The 15,677-nt window shown below is 58.2% G+C and carries 15 protein-coding genes; 12 read left to right on the top strand and 3 right to left on the bottom strand.

The window, feature by feature from the left end; genetic code table 11:
• Nucleotides 1-13: 13 nt before the first annotated feature.
• From D4100_RS06760 to D4100_RS06725, 8 genes are all read left to right on the top strand, one after another.
• Nucleotides 14-550, top strand: a complete 537-nt coding sequence (locus tag D4100_RS06760) for a DUF924 family protein (protein ID WP_119803682.1) — start codon at nt 14-16, stop codon at nt 548-550.
• A gap of 389 nt (nt 551-939) precedes the next feature.
• Complete coding sequence (locus D4100_RS06755; protein WP_006322165.1) at nt 940-1,896, top strand: isoaspartyl peptidase/L-asparaginase family protein; 957 nt, start codon at nt 940-942, stop codon at nt 1,894-1,896.
• A 19-nt stretch (nt 1,897-1,915) separates the two neighbouring features.
• Nucleotides 1,916-3,793 (top strand): dipeptide ABC transporter ATP-binding protein, encoded by a 1,878-nt coding sequence (locus D4100_RS06750; RefSeq protein ID WP_006322167.1) that lies wholly within the window; start codon nt 1,916-1,918, stop codon nt 3,791-3,793.
• A gap of 23 nt (nt 3,794-3,816) precedes the next feature.
• A complete protein-coding gene (gsiB, locus tag D4100_RS06745) occupies nt 3,817-5,355 on the top strand; it encodes a glutathione ABC transporter substrate-binding protein GsiB (RefSeq protein WP_119803680.1) in 1,539 nt (512 codons plus the stop codon).
• Between the two features lie 52 nt (nt 5,356-5,407).
• Nucleotides 5,408-6,328 carry a glutathione ABC transporter permease GsiC gene (gene gsiC, locus D4100_RS06740; protein WP_119803678.1) on the top strand — a complete coding sequence of 307 codons (921 nt, stop codon included), beginning with the start codon at nt 5,408-5,410 and terminating at the stop codon, nt 6,326-6,328.
• A gap of 9 nt (nt 6,329-6,337) precedes the next feature.
• Complete coding sequence (gene gsiD, locus D4100_RS06735; protein WP_199685656.1) at nt 6,338-7,246, top strand: glutathione ABC transporter permease GsiD; 909 nt, start codon at nt 6,338-6,340, stop codon at nt 7,244-7,246.
• 82 nt (nt 7,247-7,328) lie between these two features.
• On the top strand, nt 7,329-7,571 hold the full coding sequence (locus D4100_RS06730) for a type II toxin-antitoxin system CcdA family antitoxin (protein WP_006322175.1): 243 nt from the start codon (nt 7,329-7,331) through the stop codon (nt 7,569-7,571).
• Between the two features lie 2 nt (nt 7,572-7,573).
• Nucleotides 7,574-7,882: a CcdB family protein gene (locus D4100_RS06725; RefSeq protein WP_119803676.1), complete on the top strand. Its 309-nt coding sequence runs from the start codon at nt 7,574-7,576 to the stop codon at nt 7,880-7,882.
• Between the two features lie 36 nt (nt 7,883-7,918).
• Here D4100_RS06725 and fghA read toward each other — a convergent pair whose 3' ends face one another.
• From fghA to ptrR, 3 genes are read right to left on the bottom strand one after another with little or no spacing between them, the layout of a single operon-like run.
• On the bottom strand, nt 7,919-8,761 hold the full coding sequence (fghA, locus tag D4100_RS06720) for an S-formylglutathione hydrolase (protein ID WP_006322178.1): 843 nt from the start codon (nt 8,759-8,761) through the stop codon (nt 7,919-7,921).
• A gap of 14 nt (nt 8,762-8,775) precedes the next feature.
• Complete coding sequence (locus D4100_RS06715) at nt 8,776-9,903, bottom strand: S-(hydroxymethyl)glutathione dehydrogenase/class III alcohol dehydrogenase (protein ID WP_006322179.1); 1,128 nt, start codon at nt 9,901-9,903, stop codon at nt 8,776-8,778.
• Between the two features lie 28 nt (nt 9,904-9,931).
• A complete protein-coding gene (gene ptrR / locus D4100_RS06710) occupies nt 9,932-10,849 on the bottom strand; it encodes a putrescine utilization regulator PtrR (RefSeq protein ID WP_006322180.1) in 918 nt (305 codons plus the stop codon).
• A gap of 107 nt (nt 10,850-10,956) precedes the next feature.
• Here ptrR and D4100_RS06705 point away from each other — a divergent pair, with 107 nt between their 5' ends.
• From D4100_RS06705 to galS, 4 genes are all read left to right on the top strand, one after another.
• Nucleotides 10,957-12,114 carry a YbfB/YjiJ family MFS transporter gene (locus D4100_RS06705; protein ID WP_006322181.1) on the top strand — a complete coding sequence of 386 codons (1,158 nt, stop codon included), beginning with the start codon at nt 10,957-10,959 and terminating at the stop codon, nt 12,112-12,114.
• A gap of 248 nt (nt 12,115-12,362) precedes the next feature.
• Nucleotides 12,363-13,028 carry a GTP cyclohydrolase I FolE gene (folE, locus tag D4100_RS06700; protein WP_004942347.1) on the top strand — a complete coding sequence of 222 codons (666 nt, stop codon included), beginning with the start codon at nt 12,363-12,365 and terminating at the stop codon, nt 13,026-13,028.
• A 189-nt stretch (nt 13,029-13,217) separates the two neighbouring features.
• Nucleotides 13,218-14,399, top strand: a complete 1,182-nt coding sequence (yeiB, locus tag D4100_RS06690; RefSeq protein ID WP_043913173.1) for a DUF418 domain-containing protein YeiB — start codon at nt 13,218-13,220, stop codon at nt 14,397-14,399.
• 129 nt (nt 14,400-14,528) lie between these two features.
• Entirely contained in the window at nt 14,529-15,566 is a 1,038-nt protein-coding gene (gene galS / locus D4100_RS06685) for an HTH-type transcriptional regulator GalS (protein ID WP_119803674.1), read from the top strand.
• Nucleotides 15,567-15,677 lie beyond the last annotated feature (111 nt).

Here is a 15,677-nt window from a genome sequence, read left to right as displayed (position 1 = left end):
AGGGAGAAAGGTTATGCATAAACAGGTCATAGATTTCTGGTTCGAGGAAATCGATCCGGTGATGTGGTTCAAGAAAGACGATGATTTCGACAGCCGGTTGCAGGTGCGTTTTGGCGAATTGTGGCACGCGGCGGCCGCGGGGGAGTTGGCGCACTGGCGCGAAACTATTGAAGGACGGTTGGCGGAGGTGATCGTGCTCGATCAGTTCAGCCGTAATCTGTATCGGGGTACGCCCCGTGCATTTTCCAGCGACTGCATGGCGCTGGTGCTGGCGCAAGAGGCGATCCGCTCCGGGCAATGTGAACAACTCAGCCGCGAACAGCGCGGTTTTCTCTATTTACCCTTTATGCATTCGGAATCGGCGGTGATTCATCAGCAGGCGCTGGCGCTGTATACCGAACTGAATAATGGCGATCAGTTGGAATTTGAATTACGGCATAAGGCGATCATTGATCGTTTTGGCCGTTATCCGCACCGTAATGCGATATTAGGCCGGGTCAGCACACCGGAGGAAGCGGCATTTTTACTGCTGCCGGGATCGGGGTTCTGAATATTGATTATCTGCGTTCAACCGGCGAAAACACAGCAGGTTGAACGCTAAGCGGCTATTTATCCAGAGCGATCGGCTGCGGTTTTTAACAAAAATCCCAGCTGCTGTTTCCGTGCTGATGCGTTAGTCTAACCTTCTGTTTTTATTCCATTAAGCTATTTCAATGTGCGAAATAATCTAAGCGGGCTACGCTAAATGCTGAGTGGCGACTTTATGCTTTACTTCGATAGCCAGGCTAAATATAGTCGAAAAAAGTCAGAATAATAATTATACCCGTGGTATTTCAAGCATACCTGGGGGCTCCCGAACTGGCCGCCTGGCTGCAACTTGAAATCCATTGGGTATAGGCGTCTTGGAAAGGGTTGGGTTTAACACAGGGTGTCAGGCAAATGAGCAAACCAGTGATTGCCATTCATGGTGGCGCGGGCGCAATTACCCGTGCGGCGCTGAGTGCTGAAAAAGAACAAGAGTATATTCAGGCGTTGTCCTCTATTGTCGCCGCAGGCCAGAATATTCTGGCCCAGGGCGGCAGCGCGCTGGATGCGGTCACCGAGGCCGTCAGGCTGCTGGAAGAGTGTCCGCTCTTCAACGCCGGAAAAGGCTCGGTGTTTACCCATCAGGGTACCCACGAACTGGATGCCTGCGTGATGGACGGGCGCACCTGCGACGCCGGTGCCGTCGCCGGGGTCAGCCGCATTCGTAATCCGATTTTGGCCGCCCGCGCGGTATTGGAAAACAGCCAGCATGTGCTGTTCGCCGGTGAGGGCGCAGAAAAATTTGCCGCCGCACACGGCCTGGAAATGGTTACCCCCGATTTCTTCTTTACCCAGGAACGCTTCGATCAACTGCACCGCGCCCAGGCGGAGCAGGGCCGAGTGCTGCTCGATCACGACGGTGCGGCGCAGACCGGCGATCCGATAGACCCCGATCGTAAATTCGGTACCGTCGGTGCGGTAGCGCTGGATGCTTTAGGCAATCTGGCGGCCGCCACCTCAACCGGCGGCATGACCAATAAACAGGCCGGCCGGATAGGCGACACGCCGATCATCGGCGCCGGCTGCTATGCCAACAACGCCACGGTAGCGGTCTCCAGCACCGGCACCGGCGAAATATTCATGCGCGGCGTGGCGGCTTATGACGTTTCTGCATTGATCGAGTACGCCGGTCTGAGCCTGCAGCAGGCCAGCGACCGGGTGGTGATGGAAAAACTGTCGGCAATGGGCGGCAGCGGCGGGCTGATCGCCATCGATCACCACGGTAACGTGGCTCTGCCTTTCAACAGCGAAGGGATGTACCGCGGTTTTGGTTATGTCGGCGATGCGCCGTCCATAGGGATTTATCGCTAACCTATCACCAGGAGGGTGCATGACCGATACTGCAATGCCGCTTGCGGCTGACTCCGAGTTATTTTTGCCACCGCAGCGCGTACTGTCGGTGCGCAATCTTGGCATCAGGTTTAACCAGCAAGGCGATACCGTCGAGGCGGTGCGCAACCTGTCATTTGATATCGATCGCGGTGAAACGCTGGCGATTGTCGGCGAGTCCGGCTCGGGCAAATCGGTGACCTCTCTGGCCTTGATGCGGCTGGTTGAGCAGGGCGGCGGCGCTATCGTCAGCGGCGCCATGCCGTTTCGCCGGCGCAACGGCGAGGTGCTGGATCTGGCGCGAGCGCGTCAGAGCACCTTGCGAACCCTGCGCGGTGCCGATATGGCGATGATTTTTCAGGAGCCGATGACTTCGCTGAATCCGGTGTTTCCGGTCGGCGAGCAGATCGCCGAGTCTCTGCGGCTGCATCAGGCGATGGGCGGCCGTGCCGCGAAACAAGAAGCCTTGCGTATGCTCGATCTGGTGCGTATTCCCGAAGCCAAAGAAGTGCTTAACCGTTATCCGCACCAGCTTTCCGGCGGCATGCGCCAGCGGGTGATGATCGCCATGGCGTTATCTTGCAAACCCGCGCTGCTGATTGCCGATGAACCGACCACCGCACTGGACGTCACCATTCAGGCGCAAATCCTGCAACTGATTCGCGTGTTGCAGCAGGAAATGCAGATGGGGGTGATTTTCATCACTCACGATATGGGCGTGGTGGCGGAGATTGCCGACCGGGTGCTGGTGATGCATCAGGGCGAGCAAGTGGAGCAAGGGCCGGTGCGCGATCTGTTCGCCGCGCCGCAACAGCCCTACACTCGGGCGTTGCTGGCGGCAGTACCCAAGCTGGGTTCGATGGCGGATAAAGACTTTCCGGCCAAATTCCCTCTGCCCAGCGGCGAAGACAATGGGCTGCCGCAGGATACCGTGCCGCCGGGCGCAGCACCGATCCTGCGAGTGGAAAACCTGGTCACGCGCTTTGATCTGCGCAGCGGCATCTTCAACCGCGTCACCCGTCGGGTACATGCGGTGGAAAACGTCAGTTTTGATCTCTATCCCGGCGAAACGCTGGGGCTGGTGGGGGAGTCCGGCTGCGGCAAATCCACCACCGGCCGTTCGCTGTTAAAGCTGGTGGACAGCCAGCACGGCACCATCACCTTTGACGGCCGTCAGATAAACCAACTGAAAGGCCCGGCGTTGCAGCACCTGCGGCGCGATATCCAGTTTATCTTCCAGGATCCTTACGCTTCGCTGGACCCGCGGCTGACCGTCGGCTTCTCGATTATGGAGCCGCTGTTGGTACATAACGTGGCACGTGGCAAGGCGGCAGAGGAGCGCGTGGCCTGGTTGCTGGAGCGCGTAGGGCTGAAACCTGAGCATGCGCGGCGTTACCCGCATGAATTTTCCGGTGGCCAGCGGCAGCGTATTTGCATTGCGCGTGCGCTGGCATTGAACCCTAAGGTGGTGATCGCCGACGAGTCGGTGTCGGCGCTCGACGTGTCGATTCAGGCGCAGATCGTCAACTTATTGCTCGACTTGCAGCGTGAGCTCGGCATCGCATTCTTGTTTATCTCGCACGATATGGCGGTGGTGGAACGCATAAGCCACCGCGTGGCGGTCATGTACCTCGGCCAGATCGTCGAAATTGGCCCGCGCCGGGCGGTGTTCGACAACCCGCAGCACGCTTACACCCGCAAGCTGATGGCGGCGGTACCGGTGGCAGATCCGGCGCATGCTCACAAACGCCAACCGCTGTTGGCGGATGAAATTCCCAGCCCGATCCGCGCGCTGGGCGATGAACCCGTTACCGCACCGCTGGTACAGGTTGGGCCGGGGCACTTTGTTGCCCGCCACCCGATCGCCGGTGCTTATTAAAGACCTCAGGAGAGACAAGCGACATGAAGCACACATTCAAACGTAATGCGTTGGTGGCCGCCGTGCTGCTGGCTGCGGTGGGGGCCGGCCCGGCTTGGGCGGCGAAGGACGCGGTGATTGCCGTGGCTTCCAACTTCACCACGCTGGACCCGTATGACGCCAACGACACGCTGTCTCAGGCGGTGGCCAAGTCTTTCTATCAGGGGCTGTTCGGCTTTGATAAAGATATGAAGCTGGTTAACGTGCTGGCGGACGGCTACGAGGTGAGTAAAGACGGACTGACTTACACCCTCAAGCTGCATCCGGGGGTGAAATTCCACGACGGCACCGAGTTCAACGCCGAGGCGGTGAAAGTTAACCTGGATCGCGCCAGCAACCCGGACAGCCATCTCAAGCGCTACAACCTGTTCAAGATGATCGACAAAACCGAAGTGGTGGACGCCAATACGGTGAAAATCGTGCTGAAGGCGCCGTTCTCGGCGTTTATCAACAATCTGGCACACCCGGCGGCGGCGATCATTTCGCCGGCGGCGTTGAAGCAGTATGGCAAGGAGATTGGCTTCCATCCGGTGGGTACCGGGCCGTATCAGTTCGTTACCTGGAACCAGACCGACTTCGTCAAGGTGAAGAAATTCGACGGTTATTGGAAGCCGGGGTTGCCGAAGCTCGACAGCATCACCTGGCGCCCGGTGGTGGACAACAACACCCGCGCGGCGATGCTGCAAACCGGCGAAGCGACCTTTGCCTTCCCGATCCCCTACGAGCAGGCCAAGGTGCTGGAAGGCAACGGCAAGCTCGACGTGGTGGCGGCTCCGTCGATCCTGCAACGTTATATCAGCTTGAACGTGACTCAGAAGCCGTTTGACAACCCGAAGGTGCGTCAGGCGCTGAACTACGCCATCAACAAGGATGCGCTGATCAAAGTGGCGTTCTCCGGCTACGCGGTACCGGCGGAAGGGCCGGTACCGCCGGCGATCGACTTCGCGACCCGCTACAAGCCGTGGCCGTACGATCCGGCCAAGGCGCGCGAACTGCTGAAAGAGGCCGGTTACCCGAACGGTTTCACCACCACGTTGTGGTCTTCGCATAATCACAGCACCGCGCAGAAAGTGCTGCAGTTTGCCCAGCAGCAGCTGGCGCAGGTCGGGGTGAAAGTGACGGTGACCGCGATGGATGCCGGCCAGCGCGCCGCGCAGGTGGAAAGCATCGGGGTGAAAGATACCGGCGTGCGCATGTTCTATACCGGTTGGTCGGCGTCGACCGGTGAGGCGGATTGGGCGCTGTCGCCGCTGTTCTCCACCCAGGCTGCACCGCCCAAGCAGTTCAACACCGCGTTTTACAGCAACCCGCAGGTGGACAAGGATCTGACCGGCGCGCTGGCGACCACCGATCGCGCCGAGAAGCAAAAACTCTACAAGGATGCGCAGGATCGTATCTGGGCCGACGCACCGTGGATCTTCCTGGCGACCGAGCGCCTGCTGTCGGCCAACAACAAGCAGCTGAGCGGTTTCTATGTGATGCCGGACACCTCGTTCAACTTTGATAATGCCGATCTCAAATAAGGCGCCAATCCCCGCCCTCTATCCGGGGGCGGGGTGAGGGGATTAACCCGACATGCTTAATTATTTTCTGAAACGACTGCTGGGTCTGATCCCGACGCTGCTGATTGTCGCGGTGCTGGTGTTTCTGTTCGTTCACCTGTTGCCCGGCGATCCGGCGCGGCTGGCGGCGGGGCCGGATGCCGACGACGCGGTGGTGCAACTGGTGCGCAAGGATCTGGGGCTGGATAAGCCGTTGCCTCAGCAGTTCGTCCATTTTTTTGTCAACGCGCTGCAGGGCGATTTCGGCACTTCGATGGTGTCCAAGCGCCCGGTGAGCGAAGAGATAGGTTCGCGCTTTATGCCAACGCTGTGGCTGACTCTCACCAGCATGCTGTGGGCGGTGATCTTCGGCATGGCCATTGGCATGGTGTCTGCCGTGTGGCGCAACCGTTGGCCGGACCGCCTCGGCATGACGCTGGCGGTCTCCGGCATTTCATTTCCCGCCTTTGCGTTGGGCATGCTGCTGATGCAGGTGTTTTCCGTCAACCTCGGCTGGCTGCCGACGGTGGGCGCCGACAGCTGGCGGCACTATATTCTGCCCTCCATTACGTTGGGCGCGGCGGTGGCGGCGGTGATGGCGCGTTTTACCCGCGCTTCATTCGTTGAGGTGATGCAAGAAGACTATATGCGCACCGCCCGGGCCAAAGGGGTGCGGGAAATCACGGTGGTGGTGAAGCACGGGCTGCGCAACGCGATGATCCCGGTGGTGACCATGATGGGATTGCAGTTCGGTTTTCTGCTTGGCGGCTCGATCGTGGTGGAGAAAGTCTTTAACTGGCCGGGGCTGGGCAGGCTGCTGGTCGATGCCGTCGAGATGCGCGATTACCCGGTGATACAGGCCGAGGTGCTGTTGTTTTCTCTGGAGTTCATTCTGATTAACCTGTTGGTGGACATGCTGTATGCGGCAATTAACCCGGCGATACGCTACAAATGAGGGCGCTGCATGATTAAGCATTGGCGACGTAATGCCGCACTGAAGGCGATGCCGACGATCAACCCTAACGCGGTGCGCACGCCGTGGCATGAGTTTTGGCGGCGTTTCCGCCGGCAGCATGTGGCGCTGGTGGCGGGACTGTTTGTGTTGCTGTTGGTGGTGGCAGCGCTGTTTGCGCCGTACCTGGCTCCCTTTGATGCGGAAAACTATTTTGATTATGACCGTCTGAACGAAGGCCCTTCGTTGGTGCATTGGCTGGGTGTGGATTCACTTGGGCGGGATATCTTTAGCCGCATTCTGATGGGCACGCGCATTTCGCTGGCCGCCGGGGTGTTCTCGGTACTGGCCGGCGGGTTGATTGGCACTTTGTTGGGCCTGTTGGCGGGCTATTATGAAGGCTGGTGGGATCGTATCACCATGCGCATTTGCGACGTGCTGTTCGCGTTCCCCGGTATCCTGCTGGCGATTGGCGTGGTGGCGATCATGGGCAGCGGCATGGCCAATGTGATTATCGCGGTGGCCATTTTCAGTATTCCGGCGTTTGCCCGGTTGGTGCGGGGCAACACCCTGGTGTTGAAGCACCTGACCTATATCGAGTCGGCGCGCAGCATTGGCGCTTCGGACTGGACCATCATCATGCGGCATATTCTGCCGGGTACCCTTTCGTCGATCGTGGTGTATTTCACCATGCGTATCGGCACCTCGATCATTACCGCCGCCAGCCTCTCGTTCCTCGGCCTGGGCGCGCAGCCGCCGACGCCGGAGTGGGGCGCGATGCTCAACGAGGCGCGTGCCGATATGGTGATTGCGCCGCACGTGGCGATTTTCCCCAGTTTGGCGATTTTCCTCACCGTGCTGGCGTTTAACCTGTTGGGCGACGGGCTGCGCGATGCGCTGGATCCGAAACTGAAGGGGTAAAGGGCATCGCTGAATTGGCACACCCCTGCTTTACGAGTATAATTGATGAAAATTTGACCCGTGTATATTACAGGGATGAGGTATGGATATGGCAAATAGCAATGTGACGAAAAAGACAGTCAACGTAACCATCGATCGCGATCTTTTCCAGCGTGCAAAATCCCTGGGTGTCAATGTGTCATCCGTATTAACGGATGCATTGAGCGTACGTGTTAGAGACATTGAGATTCAACAGTGGCGTGAGCAAAATCGCGCAGCGTTAGAAGAGCTTAATCGCATCACTGAAGAAAATGGTTTGTTGTCTGATGAATATCGGGCATTTTGAATATGCAGTTTACCGTATATGACAATATATATCCGGCATCGGCTTATCCATATTTGCTGGACGTTCAAAGCGATCTTATTGATGTCCTCTCTACTCGGTTAATGATCCCACTTTATTCTTTGGAGAAAGTCAGGGTCAAAATTTCTGCGCGTTTATGCCCGGAAATTGAGGTGAACGGCGAAAAGTTTTTAGTTATGACGCATGAGATGGCTGCCGTGCGTATTTCGCAGATAGGGGAGGCCGTTGGTAATGCCAATGAGCATAGGAATAAAATTAAAGCCGCCATCGATTTTCTGATTGATGGTTTTTGATGAAATCCGGGCGGCTAAACCGCCCGGATTTTTTTATCAGCGGAACAGGTGTTCGGCGTGGAAACGCAGGTGGTCTTCGATAAAGGTGGCGATGGTGAAGTAGCTGTGATCGTAGCCTGGTTGAATACGCAGCGTCAGCGGCCAGTCGCGCTGGCGTGCCAACTCGGCCAGTTTCGCCGGTTGCAGTTGATCCGCCAGGAACTGATCGCCGTCGCCCTGATCCACCAGCACCGGCATTTTTTCCGCGCCGGTGGCCAGCAGGTGGCAGCTGTCATATTGCAGCCACTGGCTTTCATCGTTCCCCAGATAGGCGGTGAAGGCTTTACGCCCCCAGGGCACCTGGCAAGGGTTGACGATCGGCGCGAACGCCGACACCGAACGAAAGCGCTGCGGGTTGCGAAACGCCAGCATCAGCGCGCCATGGCCGCCCATTGAGTGGCCAAAGATCGACTGGCGATCGCTGACGCTGAAATGTTGATTGATCAACGCCGGCAGCTCATCGCTGAGGTAATCGTACATGCGAAAATGCTTGTCCCACGGCGCCTGCGTGGCGTTCAAATAGAACCCGGCGCCCTGGCCCAGATCGTAGCCTTCATCGTTCGGCACATCGTCGCCGCGCGGGCTGGTATCGGCCATCACCAGCACCAGGCCCAGTTCGGCGGCGATGCGCTGCGCACCGGCCTTCAACGTGAAGTTTTCATCATTGCAGGTCAGCCCCGACAGCCAGTACAGCACCGGCGGCGGGTTATCGTCACGCGGCGGCGGCAGATAGATGCTGAAAGTCATGTTGCAATTCAGGCTCTGCGCTGCATGGCGGTAACGCTGTTGCCAGCCACCGAACATGCGGTGCTCTTCGAGAAGTTCTAATGACGAGTTCATCTCTGCCTCCTGGCTTATTTTTTGTCGAAGTGAATAACCGAGCGGATTGATTTGCCTTCATGCATCAAATCGAACGCTTCGTTAATCTGCTCCAGCCCCATGGTGTGGGTGATAAAGTCATTCAGCGCGAACTCGCCGTCCAGATAACGCTGGACGATGCCCGGCAGTTGCGAACGGCCCTTCACGCCACCGAAGGCAGAACCGCGCCAGACGCGGCCGGTGACCAACTGGAACGGACGGGTTGAGATCTCTTGGCCGGCACCGGCTACGCCGATAATCACCGATTCGCCCCAGCCTTTATGACAACATTCCAGCGCGGAGCGCATCACGTTGACGTTGCCAATGCACTCGAAGGAGAAATCAACGCCGCCGTCGGTCAGTTCGACGATCACGTCCTGAATAGGTTTATCGTAGTCTTTCGGGTTGATCAGATCGGTTGCACCCAGTTTACGGGCCAGATCGAACTTGCTGGTGTTGATATCGATGCCGATGATGCGGCCTGCGCCGGCCATCTGTGCGCCGATAATCGCCGACAGGCCAATGCCGCCGAGGCCGAAGATAGCCACGGTATCGCCTTTTTGCACTTTGGCGGTGTTGATCACCGCGCCCATGCCGGTGGTGACGCCACAGCCCAACAGGCAGACTTCTTCCAGCGGCGCTTCTTTACTGATTTTCGCCAGCGAGATTTCCGGTACCACGGTGTATTCGGAGAAGGTCGAGGTGCCCATGTAGTGGAAGATAGGCTGGCCGTCCTTGTAGAAGCGGGTAGTGCCGTCCGGCATCAGGCCTTTGCCCTGGGTGGCGCGGATCGCCTGACACAGGTTGGTTTTACCGGATTTACAGAACTTGCACTCGCCGCATTCCGGGGTGTACAGCGGGATCACGTGATCGCCGACCGCCACGCTGGTCACGCCTTCGCCAATGGCTTCCACCACGCCGCCGCCTTCATGGCCGAGGATCGCCGGGAACACGCCTTCCGGATCGGCCCCTGACAGGGTGTAAGCGTCGGTGTGGCACACGCCGGTGGCGACGATCCGCACCAGCACTTCACCTTTTTGAGGAGGCATCAGATCGACTTCTTCAATCTTCAGCGGTTGGTTCGGGCCCCAGGCAACGGCGGCACGGGTTTTGATCATTTCCATCATAGTCTCCAGTGGTCTATTTTTTAAATCAGGCTATGTCGATAGCGTCTGATGAAACGAGGTTTGTGTTGTCAACAGCGGCGGTTTCCGCCTGTTCGATAATCAGTTCTTTCAGCGCACGCACGTTGGGGCCGAACGCATCGCGCCGCCACAGCAACCAGGTGGCGGTTTGGGCGATATCATCCGGCAGGGCATGCACTTTCACCCGTTCATGGCCAGGCAACAGGCTGAGCACCGAATGCGGGATCATCGCCAGCCCGGCACCGCTGGCAACGCAGGCCAGCATCGCGTGGTAGGACTGGATTTCCATAACCTGGCCCGGCAACACGCCTTCGCGCTTGAACCAGGACTCCAGCCGCAGGCGGTAAGAACAGCTTGCCCGGAAGGCAAACAGCGTTTCGCCTTTGGCGTCTTTAGCGTTATGAATCGGCAGGTGGTCAAGGCAGGAGATCACCACCATGTGTTCCGGGAAGGCGATACAGCCGTTGAGTTCGTCATACTGAACCGGCCCATCGACCAGCGCCGCCGCCAACGTACCGGCGCGCACCCGTTCGGTGATTTCGCCCGAGGTGCCGGTGGTCAACGACAGCGACACCTGCGAAAAGCGCTGGTGATAGGCTGCCAGCAGATTGGGTAGTCGGGTGGCGGCCGTGCTTTCCATCGAGCCGATAGCGAAGTTACCCGCCGGCTCGCCGGCATGGGTGATGCTCATGGCTTCTTCGCTGAGCGCCAGAATGCGGTTGGCGTAGCAGAGAAAATTGTGACCCATCGGCGAAAGGCGCAGGCGCTGCTTTTCGCGGATGAAAAGATCGGTACCCAGTTCTTGTTCGAGCTGACGCAGGCGCGTGGTCAGGTTCGACGGCACGCGGTGCAACTGTTCGGCGGCACGGGCTACGGAGCCGGTTTCGGCGACGCTGCAGAACATGCGAAGCTGGGTAAGATCCATGGTCTTCTCTTTTTGTGATGAACTTGGTGAGTATTATTCAGTTTTTGTGAGTTTAATACTGCGGCATGATGCTGGCAACTTTCTTTTAACAGTCTGGATAACTCTACATGGCCTTAAGAATTGCCCTGAGCGGTTTTATTGCGTTGATCGTCGCCATGGGGATTGGGCGCTTCGCCTTTACCCCGCAGGTGCCGCTGATGATCGCCGAACACCAGTTTACCCTGACCGGGGCCGGGCTGGTGGCTGCGATCAACTACCTGGGGTATCTGTGCGGCGCTTACGACGCCATGCGCGCCAGCCGCCACGTTGAACGCCGGCTGTGGCTGGGCGTGTGGGGCGCAGTGGTCTTGACGCTGCTTTCCGCCGTGGTGCAGGGCGAGTGGTGGCATGGTGCGGTGCGATTTTTCATCGGCTGGGCCAGCGGCTGGTCGATGGTATTGGTGGCGGCCTGGACTAACGAGCGGCTGGCACATTATGGCCGGCCGGCGCTGAGCGCGGCGGTATTCGCCGGCCCGGGCGCGGGAATTTTTATCAGCGGCATGATGGCGGTGGGCATTCATAGTCTGGCGCTGACGGCGTCGCAGGCCTGGATGGTATACGGCGTATTGGCGCTGGCACTGATTGGCGCCATCAGCATCAACCTGCCGCGTGCCGGTGAGCTGCATCGCCCCAACGTGGCAGCGGAGCCGCTGCAACTGACCCCGGCGTTGAAACGCCTGGTATGGAGCTACAGTCTGGCGGGCTTTGGCTATATTTTGCCGGCGACCTTTTTATCGCAAATGGCGGCGGCTCGCTTTCCCGATAGTCTGTTCGCTCAGTTCGTTTGGCCGATCTTCGGCGGTGCGGCAGTATTGGGGATCGTTCTCGGCATTCTGACTCGCCACCGGCTGACCACTCAGTCACGTCTGGCTATTACCCTGTGGGTGCAGGCGCTGGGGGTATTGTGCGCGGAAGTGGTACCGGGTGTGGCCGGGTTGGCGCTGGGGGCGTTACTTACCGGCGGCGGTTTCCTCAGCGTGGTGCAGCTTTCCATCCAGCATGGCCGGGAGTTGGCGCCCAACCATGCGCGTTATATGGCGGGATTGTTGACTACCGGTTATGCGCTGGGGCAACTGGTTGGTCCTACGTTGTCGGCACTGTCGACGGCATTGACCCACAGGCTGGAACCGGCGTTGTATGTGGCGGTTGCGGGTCTGATCGTGGCCGGTCTGCTGGTGGTGAATACGCCGGCGCGCGAATTGGCGCGAAAACCGACGCCGCTGTGATTAAATTCCGTACAAAAAACACGGGATACCCGCAGCCGGCCTGATTGTGCTAAATGCGAATATTTCACCTGCGGTTGAAACACAATCACTGGATAATCCCCTCACTCTCATCTAGAGTGGGGGGCAAAATCTTGACCGGGTTCACGTTATCAACTACGGAAACTTCTGCCGTCAGGAGAGTATGCAATTCACCTATCTGTCCGGTAAAGCCGTCGGGCGGGTGAATTCAAGTCCGTTGGAGAGAATAAATGACATCATTAAGTAAAGAAGCTGCCCTGGTTCACGCAGCGCTCGAAGAGCGTGGTCTGGAAACCCCGTTGCGTGGTGAAGTGCTGGATCGCGAAACGCGCAAACGTCGTATTAAAGAGCACATGACGGAAATCATGCAGCTGCTTAATCTCGACTTGTCCGACGACAGCCTGGCGGAAACCCCGCACCGCATTGCCAAAATGTATGTCGATGAGATTTTCTCCGGCCTGGACTACGCCAACTTCCCAAAAATCACCGTCATCGAAAACAAGATGAAGGTAGATGAAATGGTGACGGTGCGCGATATCACACTGACCAGCACCTGCGAGCATCACTTCGTGACTATCGACGGCAAAGCGACCGTGGCCTACATTCCGAAAGATGCGGTCATAGGTTTGTCGAAAATCAACCGTATCGTGCAGTTCTTCTCCCAACGCCCTCAGGTGCAGGAGCGTTTGACTCAGCAGATCCTGGTGGCATTGCAAACCTTGCTCGGCACCAATAACGTGGCGGTATCGATTGATGCGGTCCATTATTGTGTTAAGGCACGCGGCATCCGTGACGCGACCAGCGCCACCACCACCACTTCTCTGGGTGGGTTGTTCAAGTCCAGCCAGAACACGCGCCAGGAGTTTTTGCGCGCGGTGCGTCATCACCAGGGGTGATGGCGGGCCATTTCTACCCTGGATAATTGGAGTTGCATCAAGGCGGCAAGGGCGCTTATCCCGATGAGCTTACTCAGGTAAGTGATTCGGGTAAGTGCACGCAGTCAACACAGAGGCAGCTTCAAGTATGACGGGTATAACAGGCGCCTGCGGGCGCCTTTTTAATGACCGGCATACAGCGGTAAAATAATGAACACTAGCTCCACGGCCCCTTTGCCACGCATCGCCACGCTGGACTGCGTACGGGGTATCGCCATTCTTGGCATTCTTTTGCTGAATATCAGCGCCTTTGGCCTGCCAAAGGCGGCCTACCTTAATCCTGCCTATCTGGGGCTACCAACCTCTCGCGACGCCTGGACCTGGGCGCTGCTGGATATTTTCGCGCAGGCCAAGTTTCTGGCGATGTTTGCCCTGTTATTCGGCGCGGGCCTGCAGATGCTGCTGCGCCGCGGCAAAGGCTGGATACGTGCGCGCCTGTCGTGGCTGGTGCTGTTTGGCCTGGGGCATGCCATTTTCCTCTGGGACGGCGATATCCTGTTGGCTTACGGCTTAATCGGCCTGGTGTGCTGGCGGATGATCCGCGACGCGAAGGACACTTACCAACTGCTGAAAACCGGCGTGGTGTTATACCTGATTGGCGTTGGGGTACTGCTGCTGCTGGGATTCGTTTCGCACGGGGAGCCGGGCGGTTTCTGGCAGCCAGGCGTAGCTGAGTTGCAGTATGAGAAGTTCTGGAAATTGCAGGGGGGCATGGAGGCATGGCGCAGCCGTGTTGACCTGTTGTCTTCCAGCCTGCTGGCGATTGGTGCCCAATACGGCTGGGAATTGGCGGGATTGATGCTGTTTGGCGCGGGGCTGATGCGCAGTGGCTGGCTGCGCGGTACCTATTCGCCGGGCTACTATCGGCGACAGGCGGCTTGGCTGATACCGCTTTCATTGCTGATCCAACTGCCGGGGATAGCCTTGCAGTGGCATCTGCACTGGGATTACCGCTGGAGCGGCTTTTTATTGCAAGCGCCGCGTGAGCTGGGCGCACCCTTGCAGGCGATGGGTTATCTGGCGCTGTGTTACGGTTTCTGGCCGGCGCTATCGCGCCTGCGTATCGGCCGTTGGCTGACGCAGGTCGGGCGTATGGCGCTGAGTAATTACCTGCTGCAAACGCTGATCTGCACCACGCTGTTCTATCGTTTTGGTTTGTATCAGCAGTTTGACCGCCTGCAACTGTTGGCGTTTGTGCCGCTGGTCTGGCTTGCTAACCTGTTGTTTTCCAACCTGTGGCTGAGTTATTTCCCGCAGGGGCCGGTAGAGTGGCTATGGCGAAAATTGACCCATCTGGCCGCCGGCCAGGCAGAACCGAGGGCGCTGAACTGAGATCTGGCGCAGGCAGGTTAAAAAAATGTATGTAAACGTTTTCTTTCCTGTGACGTAATTCACGCAGAGGAGGATGACAAACGGGGTAGGATAGTGCCACTGTCAACGACCCCGACCTCAGGATCTTTCATGGCCTCTGTTCACCCAATCACCATTCGCGACGTGGCGAAACGCGCGGGCGTGTCCGTGGCGACCGTCTCCCGCGTGCTGAACAACAGCGCTCTGACCAGCAAACAGACACGTGAAGGGGTGTTGCAGGCGGTGGCGGAACTGGGCTACCGGCCCAATGCCAACGCGCAGGCTTTGGCCACCCAGAGCAGCGATACCCTTGGCGTGGTGGTGATGGACGTTTCCGATCCCTTCTTTGGCGCGTTGGTGAAAGCGGTAGACACTGTGGCGCAGAAAAACCACAAATACCTGCTGATTGGCAACAGCTACCACCAGGCGGAAAAAGAGCGTCATGCCATCGAAGTATTAATTCGTCAGCGATGCAATGCCTTGATTGTTCATGCAAAAGCTTTGTGTGACGCCGAATTGATCGCCTTTCTCGAGCAGGTGCCGGGCATGGTGCTGATTAACCGAATCATCGCCGGCTATGAACACCGCTGCGTTGGCCTGGATAACGTCAGCGGCGCAGAGATGGCGATGCGCCTGCTGCTGTCGCAGGGTCATCAGCGTATTGGCTACCTGGGTTCCAATCACCCGATCGAAGACGGACCGCTGCGTCAGCAGGGCTATGAGCAGGCGATGAACGCGGCGAGTCTGGCGACGCCGGACAGCTGGCGTGCTTACGGTTCGCCGGATCTGCAGGGCGGGGAGGCCGCGATGGTCGAGCTGCTTGGGCGCAACCTGCACCTGAGCGCGGTGTTCGCCTATAACGACGCGATGGCCGCCGGTGCCATGGCGGTGCTGAAAGAAAACGGTATCACAGTGCCGCAAAATTTCTCGATAGTGGGGTTTGATGATATCCCCATTGCACGCTACACCAGCCCCAAACTGACCACGGTACGCTATCCCATTGTTACCATGGCGACTCTCGCCACCGAATTGGCCCTGCGGGGCGCGGCTGACGGGCTGGAGCCCCAGGCCCGTCACCTGTTTATGCCCACTCTGGTACGCCGCCATTCCGATGCCCCCTGGCAAAGTGAGGCGGCGGTCACTCTCTGAAGATTTAATCTTGTGTAACCGTTTTCAATCTGTGAGAAAATTCACAGATTATTAACATCGCCCCGTCTATGCTCTAGGCGTTTTCCGGCGCAAAGGCACTTGCCGCTGCCA

The organism is Serratia inhibens (assembly GCF_003591175.1).
GTDB classification, from domain to species: domain Bacteria; phylum Pseudomonadota; class Gammaproteobacteria; order Enterobacterales; family Enterobacteriaceae; genus Serratia; species Serratia inhibens.
This window is presented reverse-complemented; position numbering and strand designations above follow the sequence as displayed.

Coding starts and splice junctions, on each gene's coding strand:
- ptrR (WP_006322180.1), bottom strand. CDS start 10,849: ATGGATCTTACCCAGCTTCGCATGTTCTGCAGCGTCGCCGAAACCGGC.
- D4100_RS06705 (WP_006322181.1), top strand. CDS start 10,957: ATGGCCTTAAGAATTGCCCTGAGCGGTTTTATTGCGTTGATCGTCGCC.
- D4100_RS06750 (WP_006322167.1), top strand. CDS start 1,916: ATGACCGATACTGCAATGCCGCTTGCGGCTGACTCCGAGTTATTTTTG.
- fghA (WP_006322178.1), bottom strand. CDS start 8,761: ATGAACTCGTCATTAGAACTTCTCGAAGAGCACCGCATGTTCGGTGGC.
- D4100_RS06730 (WP_006322175.1), top strand. CDS start 7,329: ATGGATATGGCAAATAGCAATGTGACGAAAAAGACAGTCAACGTAACC.
- gsiC (WP_119803678.1), top strand. CDS start 5,408: ATGCTTAATTATTTTCTGAAACGACTGCTGGGTCTGATCCCGACGCTG.
- D4100_RS06755 (WP_006322165.1), top strand. CDS start 940: ATGAGCAAACCAGTGATTGCCATTCATGGTGGCGCGGGCGCAATTACC.
- folE (WP_004942347.1), top strand. CDS start 12,363: ATGACATCATTAAGTAAAGAAGCTGCCCTGGTTCACGCAGCGCTCGAA.
- D4100_RS06760 (WP_119803682.1), top strand. CDS start 14: ATGCATAAACAGGTCATAGATTTCTGGTTCGAGGAAATCGATCCGGTG.
- gsiB (WP_119803680.1), top strand. CDS start 3,817: ATGAAGCACACATTCAAACGTAATGCGTTGGTGGCCGCCGTGCTGCTG.
- yeiB (WP_043913173.1), top strand. CDS start 13,218: ATGAACACTAGCTCCACGGCCCCTTTGCCACGCATCGCCACGCTGGAC.
- gsiD (WP_199685656.1), top strand. CDS start 6,338: ATGATTAAGCATTGGCGACGTAATGCCGCACTGAAGGCGATGCCGACG.
- D4100_RS06715 (WP_006322179.1), bottom strand. CDS start 9,903: ATGGAAATGATCAAAACCCGTGCCGCCGTTGCCTGGGGCCCGAACCAA.
- galS (WP_119803674.1), top strand. CDS start 14,529: ATGGCCTCTGTTCACCCAATCACCATTCGCGACGTGGCGAAACGCGCG.
- D4100_RS06725 (WP_119803676.1), top strand. CDS start 7,574: ATGCAGTTTACCGTATATGACAATATATATCCGGCATCGGCTTATCCA.